Below are 19,333 nucleotides of genomic sequence, written 5' to 3' on the forward strand. Positions count from 1 at the left end.
TGGGCTGCCCCGGGCTCGGTGTTGCACATCGGGGGTGGTCTCCCGCGCCGATGCGTCCCCACACTGCATACCATTGTCGCGCCGTTGGTGCAGTGCAATCATCGGGATTTGCACTTATAGGGCCTGCCGCAATATCGGTAATCGCGGCAATCGGATCGGAACAGGCTTTTGAAATATTTTTACGCGGCATTGCGACGCGTATCGCACCCGCGCGCGGCGGGCGTCCGGTCGCGCGCGCGTCACCGATCCATTTCAATAACGCGCGGTATCACGACAAAAAGCGGATCGGAATCCGGGCTATGTCCCGCGTTAATATTTTTTAAAAAGAAATAATCATGTGCCGGCGGTTCGCGCTAAATCGGCACCGCGACGTCGGCCCGCACGGCCCCCGATTCGCGCGCCGCGCGCCGGTCCGCGCGGATCATGTCGCTCGCGCGCTCCGCGATCATCAGCGTCGGCGAATTCGTGTTGCCCGACGTGATTGTCGGCATCACCGATGCATCGACGACGCGCAGCCCCGCGATGCCGCGCACGCGCAGCCGGCTGTCGACGACCGCGTCCGGATCGTCGTCGCGCCCCATCCGGCAGGTGCCGACCGGATGGAAGATCGTCGTGCCGACCGCGCCCGCCGCTTCGACGAGCTCCGCTTCGCTGCGATAGCGCGGGCCGGGCAGGATTTCCTCGGGCCGATAGCGCGCGAGCGCGGGCGCGGCCGCGATCCGGCGCGTGAGCCGCAGCGCGTTCGCAGCGACGCGGCGATCGTGCTCGGTCGACAGATAGTTCGGCGCGATCGCGGGCGCGCTACCCGGATCGGCGCTCGTCACATGGATGCTGCCGCGCGACGTCGGCCGCAGATGGCAGACCGACGCGGTAAACGCATTGAAGCGATGCAGCGGCTCGCCGAAGCGGTCGAGCGACAGCGGCTGCACGTGATATTCGAGATCGGGGCGCGCGAGCGCCGGATCGCCGGAGCGCCGGACCGCCGGATCGGAATTCGCGAACGCGCCGAGCTGCGACGGCGCCATCGACATCGGCCCGCGCCGGAACAGCGCATATTCGGCGCCAATCGCGAGCTTGCCCCACCAATGCGCGGCGAGCGTGTTCAGCGTGCGCACGCCGTCGACGCGAAACGCCATCCGCAGTTGCAGGTGGTCCTGAAGATTCTCGCCGACGCCGCGCAGATCGTGCACGACGTCGATGCCGAGCGCGGCGAGCCGCCGGCCGTCGCCGATACCGGACAGCTCGAGCAGCTGCGGCGAATTGACCGCGCCGGATGCGAGCAGCACCTCGGCGCGCGCCCGCGCGATGTGCACCGCATTGTGCGCCGAGTCGCCGAGCCGATACTCGACGCCGGTCGCGCGCCGCCCTTCGACAATCACGCGGCGCGTGTGCGCGCCGGTGACGACCGCGAGATTCGGCCGCGACAGCGCGGGCCGCAGGAACGCCTTCGACGCGTTCCAGCGCACGCCGCGCTTCTGGTTGACCTCGAAGTAGCCGACGCCGCTGTTGTCGCCGCGATTGAAGTCGTCGGTCGATGCGATGCCGTTCTCCTGCGCGGCGCGCGCGAACGCGTCGAGGATCTCCCAGCTCAGCCGCTGCTTCTCGACGCGCCAGTAGCCGCCGGCGCCGTGCGCTTCGCTTTCGCCCGCGTGATGGTCCTCGCTGCGCCGGAAGATCGGCAGCACGCTGTTCCACGACCAGCCGGCGTCGCCGGTCGCCTGCGCCCAGCCGTCATAGTCCTCGCGCTGGCCGCGCATGTAGATCATTCCGTTGATCGACGACGAGCCGCCGAGCACGCGCCCGCGCGGATACGACAGCGCGCGGCCGTTCAGCGCCGCTTCGGGCTGCGTCTTGTACAGCCAGTCGGTGCGCGGATTGCCGATGCAATACAGATAGCCGACCGGAATATGAATCCAGTGATAGTCGTCCTGGCCGCCGGCTTCGAGCAGCAGCACGCGCACGTCCGGATCTTCGCTCAGACGGTTCGCGAGCACGCAGCCCGCGGTGCCCGCGCCGACGATCACGTAATCGAATTCGCCCTCGGGCGCCCGTTCAGTTTTCACCGTCGTCTCCTGTCGACCAGAGTTGGCGCTTTAGCGCTTACTCTGGTCCCATGCTTCGCGGTCGACCGGCGCGCGCGTCGGCGCCCGTTCCGGTCCCACACCAAACCGCCAAGTCGTGCGCCCGATCGTCACCGAGCGTCCGTTGTTTTCAGCATAGTGCCGTGCTTTCGGACAAGCGTACCCGCTGCGTGAACGCCGATCCAATGAGTTATGCTGAACCGCGTTATAAGCAACACTCATATCTTATACGTCCACATGGATCTGACCCTGCTCCGCGCGTTCGCGACCGTCGCCCGCGAAGGCAACCTGACGCGCGCCGCCGCGCAGCTCCATCTGACGCAGCCGGCTGTCAGCCTGCGAATCAAGCATCTGCAGGAGGCGCTCGGCGTCGCGCTGTTCGCGCGCACGTCACGCGGGCTCGCGCTGACGCGCGACGGCCAGACGCTGCTGCCGCACGCGGAGCGCGCGCTCGCGGCCGCGGCGGACGTCGAGCGCGCAGCCGCCGCGCTGCGCCACGAGGTGCGCGGGCGGCTGCGGATCGGCACGATCCTCGATCCCGGCTTCCTGCGCCTCGGTGGCTTTCTGCGCGCGCTCGTCGAGACCCATCCGCAGATCGGAACCGCGCTGCGCCACGGGATGTCGGGCTGGGTGCTCGACCAGGTGCGCGCGGGCACGCTGGACGCCGGCTACTACATCGGCCGGCCGGGCGACGACGATCCGCGCGACGGTGCGCTGTTCCACACGGTCACGCTCACCCGCTTCGAATACCGCGTGCTCGCGCCGGCCGGCTGGCAGGCACGCGTGCAGCGTGCGCAGGACTGGCGCGCGCTCGCCGCGCTGCCGTGGATCTGGACGCCGCGCGAATCCGCGCACCACCGGCTGCTGTCGCGCCGCTTCGCCGACGCGCACGCGCAGCCGGTGAAGGTCGCCGAGGTCGACCAGGAGCAGTCGATGCTCGATCTCGTCAAATCGGGAATCGGGCTGTCGCTCGCGCGCGATTCGACCGCGCTCGCGGAGGCGCACGCGCATGCGCTGACGATCGTCGAGCGGGTGACGGTGCCGACCGAGCTCACGTTCGTGACGCTCGCCGAGCGGCGCGACGAGCCGGCGATCGCGGCCGCGCTGCGGCTGATCGGCGAGCAGTGGCGCGCCTGACGGTGTGCTTCACGATGTGCTTCACGGCGCGCATCACGGTGCGCGGCGATATGAGCGTCGCTGATGGTCCCGCGACATTCTGCGTCACGTCGTCGTCGCGGCGTTTTTGTTAGATTGAGCGTTTGCCGTTCCATCCGACCGACCCAGGAGACCGCATGGCCCGCAACATCGAAATCAAGGCCCGCGCCCGCGCGTTCGACCAGCTCCGCGCCCGCGCGGCGGCGCTCGCGACCGACGCGCCGCTGATCTACCGCCAGCAGGACTTCTTCTACGACGTGCCGCGCGGCCGGCTGAAGCTGCGCCAGTTCGACGACGGCACGCCGGCCGAGCTGATCTTCTACCAGCGCGACGACCGCGACGGCCCGAAGGCGTCGTACTACACGCGCAGCCCGGTCACGAACCCGGACGCGATGCATTCGCTGCTCGCGACCGCGCTGACGACGCGCGGGATCGTGACGAAGGAGCGGCACGTCTATCTGGCGGGCCGCACGCGGATTCACCTCGACCGCGTCGACGGCCTCGGCGACTTCATCGAGCTCGAGGTCGTGCTCGCGCCGGACGACGACGAAGCGGCCGGCGAAGCCGAAGCGCACGACCTGTTCGCGAAGCTCGGCGTGCCGCACGACGATCTGGTCGCGCTCGCGTATGTCGATCTGCTGAACGAGGCCGACGTGCCGGCGTGAGCCCGCGCCTGACGCGCCCGCCGCCGCCGCGGCGCGCGCCGCACGTCGAACGTCGAATGGCGTGCATTTCACATCGAACTGCACGCATCTCACATCAAGCGGCGCCCGGCGCGAGATGCGCGAGCGGCAGCGGCCCGTTGCGCTTGAACGTCGTCAGCACGATGTTCGAGCGCACGCTGTCGACGCCCGGCACGCGCATCAGCTTCTTCATCACGAACTGCGACAGCGCGTTCAGGTCCGGCGCGACGATCCGCAGCAGATAATCGGCGTCGCCGACCACCGCATGGCATTCGAGCACCTCGGGCAGCATGTCGATCTGCTGCTGGAACTGCTCGATGATCGAATCGCCGTGATGCTTGAGCTTCAGGCTCGTGAACGCGGTCACGCCGAGCCCGAGCTTCTCGGGCCGCAGCGTCACGCGATAGCCCTCGATCACGCCGGCCGCCTCGAGCCGCTGCAGCCGCCGGCCGATCTGCGACGGCGACAGCGGCACCTCGTCGCCGAGTTGCTGATGCGTCGCGCGGCCGGAGCGCTGCAGCACGTCCAGCAGCGCCAGATCGAAGTGATCGAGTTCCAGCATGATTTTTTCCCGCATGAAATGACGTTTTGATGCGAGATTATCGCATCACCCGCGCGGAGAGCGGTTCACGGACGCGATCCGCCAAGTATGAAAGAATGAGGGGTGCCGGCGCGGCGCTGCCCGCCGTTACAGAACGAGGTGCACGATGATCCACAAGCTCACATCGGAAGAACGCAAGGTCCAGCTCGAGCGCCTGCCGCACTGGTCGGCCGTACCGGGCCGCGACGCGATCCAGCGCAGCCTGCGCTTCGCCGATTTCAACGAGGCGTTCGGCTTCATGACGCGCGTCGCGATCAAGGCGCAGGAAATGGACCACCATCCGGAATGGTTCAACGTCTACAGCCGCGTCGACGTGACGCTGTCGACGCACGACGCCGGCGGCCTGACCGAGCGCGACATTGCGCTCGCGCTGTTCATCGACGAGGCCGCCGCGCACGCGAAGCCGATGTAAAGACCCGACGCGCCGCTCGAAAGCGGCGTGTCAACTTTTCATTTGGCTGAACGTTTCCTAGGATGAACGAAGCGAAAGCCTTCAGCTTTCCAAGCCTTCCTTAAGACGGACGTAAGCCTCCCACGCTTTCCTTGCGTTGGGGTCCAAACCTTCCAGTCTTATGGCGCTTTGGCGCTGTACAATCAGCAGCGCATACGGCTTGCAGAGCGCGCTGGCCTCTTCGCAGAGTTTGAGTTCGTCGCCGCTGGACGGCGAGCGGGCGCGCCAGAAATTGATCGCGGCTTCGAGGTCGTGTATCGAAATATCGGACATGATGAGTGGTAATCGTTCGCTGGCCGCCTTGCCCCACGTCTGGCTTCGCGGCGCTCCTGTGGAAACGGCCCCGTGTTGTCCGCGTGCCTGAACCGCCAACCCATTGTACTTGAGCGAACCTCATGCGACTCCTTCTGATCGAAGACGACCGCCCGATCGCACGCGGCATTCAAAGCAGCCTTGAGCAGGCTGGCTTCACCGTCGACATGGTGCACGACGGCATTTTCGCCGAGCAGGCGCTCGCGCAAAACCGCCACGAGCTCGTGATCCTCGATCTCGGCCTGCCGGGCATCGACGGGATGACGCTGCTCACGCGCTTCCGCCAGACCAACCGTCACACGCCGGTGATCGTGCTGACCGCGCGCGACGAGCTGAACGACCGCGTCCAGGGCCTGAATTCCGGCGCCGACGACTACATGCTGAAGCCGTTCGAGCCGGCCGAGCTCGAAGCGCGGATCCGCGCGGTGATGCGCCGCAGCGGCCCGCACAGCGACATGCCGCGTCCGGAGGTGTCGCTCGGCGGCGTCCGACTGTCGGGCGTCGACCGCCGGATCTTCAACGACGACAAGCCGCTCGAGCTGTCGCCGCGCGAGTTCGCGGTGCTCGAAATGCTGCTGCTGCGTCACGGCCGCGTCGTCAGCAAGGCGCAGCTGCAGGACCACCTGACGCACTTCGGCGGCGATCTCGGCGACACCGCGATCGAAGTCTACGTGCACCGCGTGCGCAAGAAACTCGAGCAGTGCCGGGTCGAGATCGTCACCGTGCGCGGCTTCGGCTATCTGCTGCAGGAAATCCGCCAGACCGCGAGCGTCTGACGTTGCCGGGCGCGGGCCGCGCGATTGCCCCATCCGATCGGCCCGCCCGCCCGAAAACGCGCCGCCCGTCTGAGCGGCGCCCATTCCTCACCCTTGCGCGATGCCCACTGATCCGGCCGTGACCAGCCTGCGCCGCTCGCTGCTGCGGCGCCTCGCCGCGCCGCTGTCGATGCTGGCGCTGATGAGCGGCCTCATCGCGTACTGGCTCGCGTGGCAGTACACGCAGCACGTGATCGACCGTTCGCTCGTCGACCTCGCAACCGCGATCTCGAAACAGATCCAGCTGGCCGGCCCCGACGCGCCGTTCACGGTGCCGCCGCTCGCGAAGGCGATGTTCTCCGATCCGTCCGACCAGCTGATCTACCGGATCACCGACGGCGAGCACGAACTCGCCGGCGAACCGCTGCTCCCGCTGCGCGGCACCAACGTGCGGCGCACACGGCACACGTTCGTGTTCGAGGCGGAGCTCGACGGCAACGCGGTCCGCGTCGCGCAGGTGCGCGTCGAAGACGCGGACGATGGCAAGGCGATGCTCGTCGAGGTCGCGCAGCCGGTGCGGCACCGCTACCGGATCGCGGCCGAATTCCTCGTCGCGATCATGATGCCGCTGCTGCTGCTGCTGCTGGCGGGCTGGGGAATCGTCTGGCGCGCGGTCAACCAGCAGCTCGGCCCGCTCAGCCATCTCGCCGATTCGCTGAACCGGCAGACCCACATGTCGCTCGAGCCCGTCGACGAAACGAACGTGCCGCTCGAGATCCGGCCGCTGACGAGCGCGATGAACGCGCTGCTCGGCCGGCTGAAGACGGCGCTCGATGCGCAGCGCAAGTTCATCGCCGATGCCGCGCATCAGTTGCGCACGCCACTGACCGCGGTGAAGCTGCACGCGGAGCAGGCAGCCGTCGCGCGCGACCCGCAGCAGACGCTCACCGCGGTGCACGAGCTGCGCGCGGCCGCCGATCGCGCGGTGCGGCTGTCGAACCAGCTGCTGTCGCTCGCGCGCGCGGAGCCCGGCGAGCAGGCCGCGCGTTTCGTCGACGTCGATCTCGCGACGCTCGCGTTCGAGACCGGCGCCGAATGGGTGCCGCGCGCGCTCGCGGCGCGCGTCGACCTCGGTTTTCAGCGCGGCGACAAACCGGGCGACGACCCGTCGTCGGACGATCCTTCACTCGTCGTGCGCGGCAATCCGGTGCTGCTGCGCGAGGTGATCGCGAACCTGCTCGACAATGCGCTGAAATACGTGCCGCTCGCGCGGCCCGACGGCGCGCGGATCACGGTGGACGTGTCGCGCGTGACGCTGGCGTCGGGCGTGCCGGCCGCCGAGATCATCGTCGAGGACAACGGCCCGGGCGTGCCGGCGAACCAGCAGGCGGATCTGTTCAAGCGGTTCTTCCGGGGCGACGCGCAGAACGGCGCTGGCGTCGAGACGGGCGCGGGCCTCGGCCTCGCGATCGTGCACGACATCATCGTGATGCACGGCGGCACCGTGTCGTACGAGGATACGCAGGGCGGCGGCTCGCGGTTCGTCGTGCGCGTGCCGCTCGTCGCGAAGCCGGCGAACGCGCAGACGGCCGACGAGGCGCCGACGGCCGCGCCGACTCACTGATCCGACTCACGAATCGGGCTCAGGGATCCGGCTTACTGAGGCAAGGCGGCGGCATCCGCCGCCGCGCTCACTTTTTCTTCTTGTCCTTCTTCTTTTTCTTCTTCGGCTCGTCGGGCGTCGCGAGCATCGTGCCGCGGCAGGCATCCGCGCCGCAGTGGCACGCGTACTCGCGCTTGAGCTTCTTCGTGAGACGCTCGTCGATCACGAGGCCGTAGTCGTAGAACAGCTCTTCGTCGGCCTCGATGTCGCGCAGCGCATGGATGAACACGCGCCCTTCGACTTCCTCGGCCTCGCAGTTCGGCGCGCACGAATGGTTGATCCAGCGAGCGCTGTTGCCGTCGACCTTGCCGTCGATCACGCCGCCCTCGTCGAGCGCGAAATAGAACGTGTGATTCGGCTGTTCCGGATCGTGCGGATGGCGACGCAGCGCTTCCTTCCACGAAATACGCTCGCCCTTGTACTCCACGACGCGCTCGCCGGCCTTGATCGGCGCGACGGCGAACACGCCCCTGCCATGCACTCCGGAGCGGCGCACCGCGATCCTGCGTAAGCTCATCGAACGAATCCTTTGAAGACGACTGGAAATCCTCCCGAATCCTACACGTTCGAGATTGCAACGTTCAACATCGCGCTCAGCGCCGCCTCAGCGCTGCCCGAACGAGATGTCGCCGAACAGCGCCTTCTGCTCGCGCGGCTGCGAGCGCCAGTATTGCGGCGGCGCCGTCACCTGCGCGCCGAGCTGCGCGGCCGCGTGCCACGGCCAGCGCGGATCGTAGAGCATCGCGCGCGCCATCGCGATGCAGTCGGCGTCGCCGCTCTCGACCAGCCGGTTCGCGTGCGCGGGATCGGTGATCAGGCCGACCGCGAACGTCGTCATCCCGACCGCGCGGCGCACCGCCTGCGCGAACGGCACCTGATAGCCGGGCGACAGCGGAATCTTCTGCAGCGGCGACACACCACCCGACGACACGTCGATCCAGTCGCAGCCGCGCCGCTTCAGTTCGTGCGCGAACGCGACCGTGTCGTCGAGCTCCCAGCCGCCGTCGACCCAGTCCGTCGCGGACACGCGCACGCCGACCGGCCGATCGGCAGGAAACGCCGCGCGCACGATCTCGACGATCTCGAGCGGAAAGCGCATCCGGTTCTCGCGCGAGCCGCCGTACTCGTCGCCGCGCTGGTTCGCGATCGGCGACAGGAACTGATGCAGCAGATAGCCGTGCGCCGCGTGAACCTCGAGCGCGTCGATACCGAGCCGCGCCGCGCGTTTCGCGGCGGCCTCGAACGCGCGGCGGATCCGGTTCATCCCGGGCGTATCGAGCGCGAGCGGCGGCAGCTCGCCGTCTTTGTGCGGCAACGCCGAAGGGCCATGCGCGAGCCAGCCGCCGTCGGCGACCGCGATCTGCTGGCCGCCTTCCCACGGCACACGGCTCGACGCCTTGCGCCCCGCGTGCGCGAGCTGCATCGCGACGGGAATCGGCGAATGCCGGCGGATCGCGTTCAGCACCGGCGCGAGCGCGGCTTCGGTGACGTCGTCCCACAAGCCCAGATCGCCGGGCGTAATGCGGCCGTCCGGCTCGACGGCCGTCGCTTCGATGCAGAGCAGGCCCGCGCCCGACAGCGCGAGGTGGCCGAGATGGATCATGTGCCAGTCGGTCGCCTCGCCGCGCTCCGCCGAGTACTGGCACATCGGGGAGACGACGATACGGTTCGGAAGCGTCACGCCACGCAGCGTGAGCGGAGCAAACAGTGCAGTCATGGAAACCGCCTTTTCAGAGTCCGACGCTGTCGAGCCACTCGCCGAACATCCGGTGCGCGGCCGCCTCCAGCGCGGAGCCGTGGCGCTGCGTGTCGTCGCGCAGTTGCCGCGCATCGGCGCCCGGCATCCCGGCGATCTCGCCCGCATGGCCGATCAGCCAGGGTTCGAAACGGTCCGCGCGAATTTCCGGATGGCATTGCAGCGCGAGCACGTGCTGCCCCCACGCGAACGCCTGATTGCGGCACGCTGGCGTCGACGCGAGATGGATCGCGCCGCCGGGCAGGTCGAACGTATCGCCGTGCCAGTGCAGCATCGACGTCGCCGCGCCGTCGAGATGACGCAGCGGCGACGCACGGCCGGCGTCGGTCAGCGTGAGCGGCGACCAGCCGAGCTCCTTGCTCGCGGCCGGATACACGCGGGCCCCGAGCGCCTGTGCGATGAACTGCGCGCCGAGGCAGATGCCGAGGATCGGCAGGCCCGCGTCGATGCGGCGTTCGACGAGCGTCGCGATCGACGCGTTCGTCGGATACCGGTCGTCGTAGACGCTGACCGGTCCGCCGAGCACGACGAGCAGTGCCGGCTTCAGCGCATCGAGCGCTTCGATCCGCGACGCGCCGACGTCGACGTAGCGCACGCGGCGCCCACGTTCGCCGAGCACCTGCTCGAAATTGCCGAGATCCTCGAAATGCACATGGCGAATCGCCACGACTTCAGCGTTCATCATCGGCCTCCCGATCGAACGACGAACCTTACGCCTGCGCGAAAATCTTCCAGGTCTTCTTTTGCGTGGCCGGATCGGCTTCTTCGTGTACCGAGCAATCGAGGCGCAGATCGCTGTCCGCGAGCGGCAGATCGAGCGCGGCGCAACGATGCACGGTCGCGGCCTTCTTCGATGCCTTCGTCGGCTGGAAATGCGCGCAGGTCAGGCACATCCGCTGGGCCGGCATCGCACCCGCCGCCTGCAGTTCGCGCAGCGTCTTCAGCAACGCGCGATAGAGCGCGCCCTGCTCGTCCGCGCCGAGCAGGCCGATCGCCTTCGTCAGGAACGATGGCCACTGCAGCGCCTTCTTCGCGGCGGTACGGCCGCGTGCGCTCAGGCGCACCGCGAGCGCACGGCCGTCGTCGAGCGCGCGCCGCTTCTCGACGAGCCCCTTGGTCTCGAGCGTGCTGACCGCATCGCTCGTCGTCGCAGCGGTGAGCTGCGTCTCTCGCGCGATCTCGCCGAGCCGCATCGGCCCCTTGCGCTGCAGCAGCAGCACCAGGATCTCGCCCTGCGTCGGCGTCAGTTGCGCGCCTTCCGCCCAATCCCAGGCCTGGCTCCGCATGGCCGTACTCAATCGCAGCAGGCTGTGGGTTGCACGCCCCGAAGCCTGATTCCCGTAAACGCCGTCACTCATAGTCTTTTCGCTTTGCCGCCCCCTCTCACCAGAGCGGCTTTCGTGGGGAGATCGAATTTCCATCTCGAAACAAGCGCACCTTCGCGGGCGCGCCGGACGCAGCCGACAACGAGGCACACGCAGCGGCCGCAAAGCCGACATTCTAAGCGAGAGCGGAAAATCGCACAGCTAAGTTATCCACGAAAATCTGTGGATATCGACTGAATAACCACAGGGATCGGCTGTGCGCGTATTCTCGACAACCCGATTCGCATGTCTGACGAAATTTTTTCATCCCGCGCACGGGCGCGCCACGGCGCGTAATCCACGCCGCTATCCCACCGTTATCCCGCTGTTATCCGCGTTGCATCTCATTGACTTCACAACGAAATTTCGGGTTATCCACAGAACCCGGCGGCCATTGCCAACGATTATTACGAACGTATACGTCAACCCGGAGCCGACCTGAATTCCGGGCGATTGATGCATTCGGCGAAAAATATTTTTTCAGCCGCGCCAGCGCAGGCACTGCTGCCGAACCGTTTCGTTCAGTGATTTTTCCTGCTTGAAAACGGTTCGCAACCACGACGCGTCGTTCACCCGCGCTTTCGCGAGCGCGCCGATCTCGTCGAGCGCCGCGCGCGAGCCGAGCGCGTCCGCATGCGGCGCGATCCGGTCGAGCGTGTCGAGGATGTCTTCCGCGATCGTGCGCCGCTCGCCCGTCTGCGGATTCACGCAGGTGCCCTCGAGCCCGAAGCGGCACGCCTCGAAGCGGTTGAACGTGTAGACGAGGTAGTCGTCCTCGGATAGCTTCAGCGGCCGGTCGGTCAGCAGGTAGCGCGCGAGCGTCTGGATGTAGCACGCGATCGCGGCCGCGCGATCGACCGACAGCGGCGTATCCATCACGCGCACCTCGATCGTCCCGTAGCCGGGCTTCGGCCGGATGTCCCAGTAGAAATCCTTCATCGAGTTCACGACGCCGGTGTTCACCATCTTCATGAAGTATTCCTCGAAGCCGTTCCACGTCAGCACGAACGGCGCGCGGCCCGACAGCGGAAACGCGAACACCGAATTGAGCCGCGCCGAATGAAAGCCGGTGTCGACGTTCTGCACGTACGGCGACGACGCCGACAGCGCGATGAAATGCGGAATGAAGCGCGACATCGAGTGCAGCAGGAACAGCGCGCTGTCCGGGTCCGGGCAGCCGATGTGCACGTGCTGGCCGAACACGGTGAACTGCTTCGCGAGATAGCCGTACAGCTCGGAGATGTACTGGAAGCGCGGCGCGTCGTAGATCTGGCGGTCGCTCCATTGCTGGAACGCGTGCGTGCCGCCGCCGCAGAGCCCGACGTTCAGCTGGTCGGCAGCCTTCACGAGCACGTTGCGGATCGTCTGCAGCTCGCCGAGCGCCTGCTCGTGCGTATGGCAAATGCCGGTCGACAGCTCGATCATGCTTTCGGTGATTTCCGGCGTGATGTTGCCCGGAAAGGTTTCGCCCTGAATCAGCCGCATCAGGTCCGACGCGGCTTTCGTCAGATCGTAGTTGTGTGTGTTGACGACCTGGATTTCCAGCTCGACGCCGAACGTGAACGGCTCGGAATTGACGAAGGTTTCGAGTGACATGACAGTTTCCAGGGTAGCGGGACGCGGCGCGCGGCGCCGCGCCGGTCAGTTGCTGTCGCTGCGCTCGCCGACGGCCGACAGGCAGCGGTAGACGAGGAACGGGCCGACGAGCTGCAGCACGACGATCGCGCACATCACGATCGCGCGCAGGTGCGGATCGAATTGCGGATACGAGCGATAGGTGTCGTCGACGAGCAGATACGCGAGCGCCGACATCGGCGACAGCGCGATGCCGAGCGCGACGCCCTGCTTCGTGCCGATCCCGCTCGGCTTCGCGAACATCATCACGCCACCGAGCTTCGCGACGAGCCGCGTGACGATCAGCGCGATCGCGAACACGCCGCCCATCGCCAGGTCTCCCCACGTGAACGACGTCAGCGTCAGCACGAACAGGATCACGGTCAGCAGCCAGCCCGCGGTGCCGAAATGCTCGGGCCACAGCTGCGGACGCGCCTCGAGGTTCTTCACGATGATGCCGGCGATCAGCAGCGTCAGCAGCGTCGACAGCTTCAGCACCTGCGCGACCGCGATCGCGAGCATCACGAGGCCGAACAGCGCGACGAACGAATGCTCGTCGCGCATCGTCGCGGTGACGTGGCGAGACAGGTAAATGCACGCGCGCGCGAACACGTACGCGGCGATCAGCGAGCCGACGAGCAGGTAGACCGGCTGAAGGATCGTCGCGAACACGTTGCCGTACGTCGCCTGATGCAGCCAGGTCGTCACGAGCTTCGTCAGCACGATCGCGTACACGCTGTTCAGCGCGGTCAGCGTGATGAGCCGCTGCGACACCTGCCCTTCCGCGCGCAGCTCGGTCTTCAGCTGGATCACCATCGCGGGCGACGTCGCGATCGCGATCGCCGACAGCACGAGCGCGACCATCCCCGACACGCCGAGCGCGAGCTGCACGAACAGCACGAGCACGAACGTCAGTGTCGCTTCGGCGAGGCTCGACGCGACGAGCCACGGATTGCGGCGGATCCAGCGCAGGTCGAGCCGGCTGCCGAGCTCGAACAGCAGCAGACCGACCGCGACGTCGATCAGCAGCCGCGACGTTTCGTTGGTTCGCGCGTCGATCACGCCGAAACCGAGCGAGCCCGCGACGAGGCCGATCACCGCGTAGCCGGTGATCCGCGGCAGGCGCCACGCGCGGTAGCAAAGCTCGCCGCACAGGCCCGCGGCGAACAGCGTGAGCCCGGCCCAGAACACCGCATCCGGCACGAGCGGCCAATTGGGCAGGAATGAGAACGCTGACATCATCGTGATGACTTCTCCTTTGGAAGCAACCATCAGCGACGCGGAGTCAAGGATGAAGGTTTACGTGCGCGCCAGCCGAGTGTCGCCCCGAATTTGATTGTTGTGTACGACTGCAGGGCATGGGAACTGCCTGCTCCGCCGCCTGGCGGTGATGTCGTTCAGGCTTGCCGATCTCTGATTGTCGGCGTGGTGTGTGAACGGACTGCGCAACCTCGAAGATTCAGATTCGAAATCGCCCGGACCGTTCCGTTGATGCCTGTCTGGCGAGGTGCCGGACAGACGCGAAGGAGACCGATTGTGCCACAGGTTCACGAAAGGGCAACGGATCGATCGGACGAAATGCCGGCGGCCACGCCGGATGGCCTTTTGATTCAATGGTTTACTGTATGTATACGTAGTAGAAGTTAACAAGGCCCGCGCTGTGCTGTGGATAACCGTCGTTTACGTCACAGGATCAACGCGTTACCGAATCCATAACCCGTTGCACAGACTGTGCGGGCACAGCAGGTTTCGTTGAGCAACTTTCGGGCCGTTTCACAGCTGTGACGAGTTACACAGAATGCGTCCACTGTGCTTGCACACGGAATTCGCATGGATTCCACGCGGTTATCCACAGCGCCGGATGGATAACCGCACCGGGCGCTGTGGTGCTCGGGTGAGCAGGATCAGTCGGGGGTGCTCACCCGGCCCGCGCGCAGCGCGCGGATCAGGAAGCGGGCGGGATCGATCGCGTCGGCAAGCTCGCGCTCGAGTGGCCACGGCTCGCCTTCGAGTTGCGACGCGATCAGCTCGGCGCCGAGCGCGGCCCACACGAGGCCGCGCGAACCGTAGCCGAACGCGCCGTAAAGGCCGGCGGTGCGCGGCAGGTCGCGTGACTTCGCACCGGTGAACGCTTTCGCGCGAGAGAGCGTCTGCGCTTCGTCGGCGAGCGCGCCGATCATCGGCAGACGATCGTTCGTGACCCAGCGGAACGCGACGCGGCCCGTCAGGCGATCCGCGTCGGGGATATCGGTGATCAGCCCGGGCAGCAGACGCGCGACGCGCATCAGGTTCTCGTCGTGGCCCGCCGGCCGCAGCGCGGGATCGACGTCGTCGGGTTCGAACGTCGCGCCGATGAGCAGCGTGCCGTCGTCCAGCGGTACCGCATAGCCGTCGCCGATCACCGGGCACGCGAGCGGGGCCACTCTGCCCGCGCTGACACTCGGCAACACCGTCAACTGCCCGCGCACGGGTTGCAGCGCGATGTAGCGCTGGCCGGCGAGCCGCATCGCATCGCCCGCATTCGCGAGCACGACCGCGTCGGCTTCGGCGATCGCGCGGCCGTCGGCATCGAGCGCGCGCCAGCGTTCGCCGACGCGTTCGAGTCGCGCGACCGTGGTGCCGGTCACGCACGTCAGGCGCTCACCGGCCGCCGCGCATTGCGCGGCCGACAGCGCCGCGGGCCGCACCGCTCCGCCTTGCGGAAACAGCAGCCCGCCCTGCGTTGCGGCGAGGCCGAGATCTCGGCCTAAATACGCGCAGACGTCGTCGACGATGAGCAGACGCGCATAGTCGGGCGGCACGCCGAGCGCTTCGAACGCCGAACGCATCCTCGCGAAGTCGTCGTCCGATTCCGCGAGATGAAGCAGCCCGTGCGTGCTGCGGCCGAACGCATGGCCCGCGCGTTCGAGCGCGCGCCAGCGTGCGAGCGCGTGCAGAAAGCCCGCGCGCGTGAGCCGGCTCGCGACGCCGTCGTCGCGCGTCATCAGCGGATGGAACACGCCGGCCGGATTGCCGGACGCTTCGGCGGCGATGCGGTCGCGGCGCTCGATCAGCGTCACGTGCCAGCCGCGCGCGGCGAGCCGCTCGACGACCGCGCAGCCCGCGAGGCCCGCGCCGATCACGATCGCGCTGCGTGTTGCCATCGCGGCGGCCGCGAGCGCGCGCGGCGGCTCGTGGCGGCGGATGCGCCAGCGCGGCGCGAATTCGCCAACGAGCATCGCGCGCTTGCCCGCGAAGCCATCGATCTTTCGGTATGCGAAACCTGATTCGTCGAGCGCGTGCTTCACGACGCTCGAACTCGAATACGTCGCGAACGTCGCGTCGTCGTCGGCGAGTTTGGCGAGCGCGCGAAACACGTCGACCGACCAGAGGTCCGCGTTCTTCGATGGCGCGAAGCCGTCGAGATAGAACGCATCGGCACGCAGCGCGAGCTTCGGCAGCATCGCGAGCGCGTCGCCGAATACGAGCGTGAGCACGACGCGCCCTTCGTCGAATTCGAGTCGATGCAGCCCGGGCACGAGCATCGGCCACGCGTCGACGAGCGCGTCGATGTGCCCGCCGGTGAACAAGCCCACGTCTGCCTTAATAGTTGCGTTCGCAACGATATGGGACGCGGCGGTGCGCAGGTCGTCGCGCGTGAACGGATGCTTTTCGACCGACACGAAGTGGAGCCGCTCGCAGCGCGCGGGATCGTCGCGCCACGCGGCCCAGGTCGCGAGGAAGTTGCAGCCGGTGCCGAAACCGGTTTCGACGATCGTAAACGTGCGTTTGCCCTGCCAGCGCCGGGGCAGACGGTTGCCGCCGACGAAGACATGATTCGCCTGCGCGAGTGCGCCCGCGGCGCTGTGATAGATGTCGCCGTAAGCGGGAGATACGAGCGTGCCATCGTCGCGGAACGCGAGCGTGGCGGGAACGAGTCTGTCTGGCATGCGAAACAAAAAGCGTGGCGGCCAGGCCCGGCAAGGGTTTGCCGGATGCGGCCCGGCCGGCCGTTGGCAAAAACCAACGACGGCGCGCGAGGTCCGATCCGGATGCGCATCCTGCCCGGCAGCCGTATGTCAAAAATTGTCGATCAGTGATTCATTCGGCGAAATACCGATGAAAATCTTTGAAACCCTTGTCGTTATTGGGTTTGCGCTGCGCTATCATAGCAAGCGCCGCATCGCGGGGCGGCCGCAGGGCACGCCGGGCGGTGCGCCGCGCAGGCCAGGATGTTGCGCGGTGCCGTCGCGGACAGCTATCGACGGCCCGTTTCGCGCACGTATAATCGGCGCGTCCGCGCTGTTCGTTTCAACCTAACCTGAAAAAGGAACCTTAATGAACAAACAGGAACTGATCGATGCCGTCGCCGCCCAGACGGGCGCCAGCAAGGCTCAAACCGGCGAAACGCTGGACACGCTGCTCGAGGTCATCAAGAAGTCTGTGTCGAAGGGTGACTCGGTTCAGCTGATCGGCTTCGGCAGCTTCGGTTCGGGCAAGCGCGCGGCGCGCACGGGCCGCAACCCGAAGACCGGCGAAACCATCAAGATCCCGGCAGCCAAAACCGTCAAGTTCACGGCCGGCAAGGCGTTCAAGGACGCGGTCAACAAGCGCTGAATCCCGCGCCTGTTCAAGAAAAAACCCGCTGTCGAGCGGGTTTTTTCTTATGCGCATGCGGTTTTTTCACCACACGCGCGCGGGCCTTACAAGATTTAACGGTTGTTAAGAGTGATGCACGATCTGCGCATCGCCGTCTTCCGCATCCCCTTCCCCATCGATATCCCAGGCCGGAAACGGATCGTCGAACGCCACCCATCCCGCTTCGCCGAGCGCATATTCGGCATCGGTCAGCAGGCACGCGTCGAACTTCGCGCGCCACGCCGCCGCGTCGAGCCCGATGCCGATCAGCACCAGTTCCTGACGCCGGTCGCCGATCGACCGGTCGTCGAGATCGCCGTGCCATTCAGCACGAATGTCGGCGAGCAGCTCGTCATCCTGCGGCCATTCGCCGCGATCTTGCGCGGCCCACCAGAGGCCCGCGGGCCCATGCCGGCACACGCCGCCCGCCTGCGACAGCGAGCCGGCGACGTCGTTGCGTGTCGCGAGCCAGAAGAATCCCTTGCTGCGCAGCACGCCGGCCCACGCTTCGTGCAGCAGCGTCCAGAGCCGCGCCGGATGGAACGGCCGGCGCGCGCGATAGACGAAATTGCCGATTCCGTATTCGTCCGCTTCGCCGTGCACGTGATCGTGCTCGTGCGCTTCGTCGAGCGACGCGAGCCAGCCGGGCGCGTTCGACGCATCGTCGAAATCGAAGCGGTGCGTGTTCAGCACGTCGGCGAGCGGCACGTTGCCGAACGTCGCGACGACCTGCTGCGCGCGCGGATTCAGCCGCGCGAGGATCCGCTGCAGCCGCGCGAGCGCGTCGGCGTCGACGAGGTCCGCCTTGTTGATCACCAGCACGTCGCAGAACTCGATCTGTTCGATCAGCAGCTCGACGAGCGTGCGGTCGTCGTCTTCGGTCGCCGCGATTCCGCGCGCCGCGAGTGCGTCGTCGCAGCCGTAATCGCGCAGGAAATTGAATGCGTCGACGACGGTCACGAGCGTGTCGAGCCGCGCGAGCTCGGCGAGCGACGTGCCGTCGTCGTCGACGAACGTGAAGGTTTCGGCGATCGGCATCGGCTCCGCGATGCCGGTCGATTCGATCAGGATCGCGTCGAAACGGCCTTCATCGGCGAGCCGGCGGATCTCGACGAGCAGGTCGTCGCGCAGCGTGCAGCAGATGCAGCCGTTCGACATCTCGACCAGGCGCTCCTCGACGTGCGACAGCGCGGACGCGTCGCGCACGAGCGCCGCGTCGATGTTGACCGACGCGAGATCGTTGACGATCACGGCGACCTTCAGGCCCGCGCGGTTCGCGAGGATGTGATTGAGCAGCGTGGTCTTGCCGGCGCCGAGAAAGCCGGACAGCACGGTAACGGGCAACGGCTGGTTCATTGCGGTATGCATCGACGAAAGAAGGAAGGGCAACCGCGTCGCCTAAAAAGGGCGCCATCGGCCCGGGCCGGGTGCGCGGCGAACATGCGGCGAACGTGTAGAGTCAGCACGCATTGTGCATCAAACGCGCGGCGCCGGCCCGGCGCCACGCCCGGCGCCCGGCCCGCCGCATCACTGCCGCGACAGCAGCCCCCACCGCGCGAGGATCGCGGCGATCTGCTGCGCGTACTTGTCGCGCAGCGACGGCGTCTCGGAATGGTACGCGCCGACCGCCTGCCACGTATTCCCGTACCGGTTCATCTTCTGGCGCAGATGCCACGCGGCGATGTAGACGTTCTTGCACGGCTGCATCAGCGTCTCGCGTCCGATTCCGTAGCGCGACAGCGTTGGAAGATGGATCGAGTTGATCTGCATCAAGCCGTAATCGGTCGAGCCGTTCGCATTGCGGTTTAATGCGTCCGGCCGGTTGTGCGACTCCTGCCACGCGATCGCGCGCAGGATCAGCGGGTTCACCTTCTGATACTTTGCGGCTTCGTCGAAGCAGTCGGCGCGCGCGGTCGTGCCGGCCAGCGCCAGGCCGGCGGTGAGCAGCAAGGTCGAGACGAGCCGGATCTTCATGGTGTCGGCGTGGCGGAAGCGGGTCGGGCGCGGGTTTTCCCGCACCCCGGAATTCGCGCGATGCGCATCGGGACGCCCGTATCATACCGGCAGCGAGCCGCGTTGCGACAGGCGTCGCGCCGTTCGGCCGGGAGGATCGGCCGGATGTTATACCGCACTTTCGTGTCCGTTTGCCGCGAGTCGAGGCAGGCCTCGAACTTACATCGGGCCGACGCCCGGCCAACGGATGTCGCTATTTCGTCGCATTCGAGGAGGTCCTCTCTCGATGTGACATTTCGGACATGAAAAACTGCTAATGTCGCTTTTT

General features: G+C 66.9%; 18 protein-coding genes and 1 pseudogene. 7 read left to right on the plus strand and 12 right to left on the minus strand.

Annotated elements, in window-relative coordinates:
• Positions 1 to 353: 353 nt before the first annotated feature.
• A complete protein-coding gene (locus HZI36_RS14680) occupies positions 354 to 2,063 on the minus strand; it encodes a GMC family oxidoreductase N-terminal domain-containing protein (RefSeq protein WP_179403376.1) in 1,710 nt (569 codons plus the stop codon).
• A gap of 255 nt (positions 2,064 to 2,318) precedes the next feature.
• Between HZI36_RS14680 and HZI36_RS14685 the strand changes: the two genes are divergently transcribed.
• On the plus strand, positions 2,319 to 3,218 hold the full coding sequence (locus tag HZI36_RS14685) for a LysR family transcriptional regulator (protein WP_179403377.1): 900 nt from the start codon (positions 2,319 to 2,321) through the stop codon (positions 3,216 to 3,218).
• Positions 3,219 to 3,373: 155 nt separating this feature from the next.
• Positions 3,374 to 3,901 carry a class IV adenylate cyclase gene (locus HZI36_RS14690; protein ID WP_179403378.1) on the plus strand — a complete coding sequence of 176 codons (528 nt, stop codon included), beginning with the start codon at positions 3,374 to 3,376 and terminating at the stop codon, positions 3,899 to 3,901.
• A gap of 94 nt (positions 3,902 to 3,995) precedes the next feature.
• On the opposite strand, the gene HZI36_RS14695 is transcribed toward HZI36_RS14690, so the two are convergent.
• Positions 3,996 to 4,481 carry an Lrp/AsnC family transcriptional regulator gene (locus HZI36_RS14695; RefSeq protein ID WP_179403379.1) on the minus strand — a complete coding sequence of 162 codons (486 nt, stop codon included), beginning with the start codon at positions 4,479 to 4,481 and terminating at the stop codon, positions 3,996 to 3,998.
• 136 nt (positions 4,482 to 4,617) lie between these two features.
• On the opposite strand from HZI36_RS14695, the pseudogene HZI36_RS14700 reads away from it, so the two are divergent.
• Positions 4,618 to 4,932, plus strand: a pseudogene (locus HZI36_RS14700) (4a-hydroxytetrahydrobiopterin dehydratase); the annotation flags it as partial.
• A gap of 81 nt (positions 4,933 to 5,013) precedes the next feature.
• On the opposite strand, the gene HZI36_RS14705 reads toward HZI36_RS14700, so the two are convergent.
• A complete protein-coding gene (locus HZI36_RS14705; RefSeq protein ID WP_179403381.1) occupies positions 5,014 to 5,244 on the minus strand; it encodes a DUF3717 domain-containing protein in 231 nt (76 codons plus the stop codon).
• Positions 5,245 to 5,366: 122 nt separating this feature from the next.
• Between HZI36_RS14705 and HZI36_RS14710 the strand changes: the two genes are divergently transcribed.
• On the plus strand, positions 5,367 to 6,059 hold the full coding sequence (locus HZI36_RS14710) for a response regulator (protein ID WP_038709385.1): 693 nt from the start codon (positions 5,367 to 5,369) through the stop codon (positions 6,057 to 6,059).
• A 100-nt stretch (positions 6,060 to 6,159) separates the two neighbouring features.
• Positions 6,160 to 7,662, plus strand: coding sequence for a sensor histidine kinase (locus HZI36_RS14715; RefSeq protein WP_179403382.1), 1,503 nt, complete (start codon positions 6,160 to 6,162; stop codon positions 7,660 to 7,662).
• Between the two features lie 67 nt (positions 7,663 to 7,729).
• Here the strand turns inward: HZI36_RS14715 and HZI36_RS14720 are convergent, their stop codons facing one another.
• The 7 genes from HZI36_RS14720 to mnmC form a co-directional block, all read right to left on the minus strand.
• The gene (locus tag HZI36_RS14720; protein ID WP_179403383.1) at positions 7,730 to 8,218 is read right to left on the minus strand and encodes an SET domain-containing protein; all 489 of its coding nucleotides are present in this window, start codon (positions 8,216 to 8,218) and stop codon (positions 7,730 to 7,732) included.
• Positions 8,219 to 8,305: 87 nt separating this feature from the next.
• On the minus strand, positions 8,306 to 9,418 hold the full coding sequence (locus HZI36_RS14725; protein WP_179403384.1) for an NADH:flavin oxidoreductase/NADH oxidase: 1,113 nt from the start codon (positions 9,416 to 9,418) through the stop codon (positions 8,306 to 8,308).
• Between the two features lie 13 nt (positions 9,419 to 9,431).
• Entirely contained in the window at positions 9,432 to 10,139 is a 708-nt protein-coding gene (locus HZI36_RS14730; protein ID WP_179403385.1) for a glutamine amidotransferase, read from the minus strand.
• A 28-nt stretch (positions 10,140 to 10,167) separates the two neighbouring features.
• A complete protein-coding gene (locus tag HZI36_RS14735; protein WP_179403386.1) occupies positions 10,168 to 10,815 on the minus strand; it encodes a MarR family winged helix-turn-helix transcriptional regulator in 648 nt (215 codons plus the stop codon).
• Between the two features lie 486 nt (positions 10,816 to 11,301).
• Positions 11,302 to 12,417 carry a YbdK family carboxylate-amine ligase gene (locus HZI36_RS14740; RefSeq protein WP_179403387.1) on the minus strand — a complete coding sequence of 372 codons (1,116 nt, stop codon included), beginning with the start codon at positions 12,415 to 12,417 and terminating at the stop codon, positions 11,302 to 11,304.
• Positions 12,418 to 12,462: 45 nt separating this feature from the next.
• A complete protein-coding gene (locus HZI36_RS14745; RefSeq protein ID WP_179403388.1) occupies positions 12,463 to 13,677 on the minus strand; it encodes a cation:proton antiporter in 1,215 nt (404 codons plus the stop codon).
• A 662-nt stretch (positions 13,678 to 14,339) separates the two neighbouring features.
• Positions 14,340 to 16,364, minus strand: a complete 2,025-nt coding sequence (gene mnmC / locus HZI36_RS14750; protein ID WP_179403389.1) for a bifunctional tRNA (5-methylaminomethyl-2-thiouridine)(34)-methyltransferase MnmC2/FAD-dependent 5-carboxymethylaminomethyl-2-thiouridine(34) oxidoreductase MnmC1 — start codon at positions 16,362 to 16,364, stop codon at positions 14,340 to 14,342.
• On the opposite strand from mnmC, the gene HZI36_RS14755 reads away from it, so the two are divergent.
• Entirely contained in the window at positions 16,363 to 16,734 is a 372-nt protein-coding gene (locus HZI36_RS14755; RefSeq protein ID WP_179403390.1) for a hypothetical protein, read from the plus strand. The genes mnmC and HZI36_RS14755 overlap by 2 nt on opposite strands.
• Positions 16,735 to 16,752: 18 nt before the next feature.
• Complete coding sequence (locus HZI36_RS14760) at positions 16,753 to 17,031, plus strand: HU family DNA-binding protein (RefSeq protein WP_010100512.1); 279 nt, start codon at positions 16,753 to 16,755, stop codon at positions 17,029 to 17,031.
• A gap of 105 nt (positions 17,032 to 17,136) precedes the next feature.
• Here HZI36_RS14760 and HZI36_RS14765 read toward each other — a convergent pair whose 3' ends face one another.
• Positions 17,137 to 18,420: a GTP-binding protein gene (locus HZI36_RS14765; RefSeq protein WP_179403452.1), complete on the minus strand. Its 1,284-nt coding sequence runs from the start codon at positions 18,418 to 18,420 to the stop codon at positions 17,137 to 17,139.
• A 159-nt stretch (positions 18,421 to 18,579) separates the two neighbouring features.
• Positions 18,580 to 19,026, minus strand: a complete 447-nt coding sequence (locus HZI36_RS14770) for a lytic transglycosylase domain-containing protein (protein WP_179403391.1) — start codon at positions 19,024 to 19,026, stop codon at positions 18,580 to 18,582.
• Between the last annotated feature and the right edge of the window lie 307 nt (positions 19,027 to 19,333).

Origin of the sequence: Burkholderia guangdongensis (assembly GCF_013403875.1) — a bacterium.
In the GTDB taxonomy this organism is placed as follows: domain Bacteria; phylum Pseudomonadota; class Gammaproteobacteria; order Burkholderiales; family Burkholderiaceae; genus Burkholderia; species Burkholderia guangdongensis.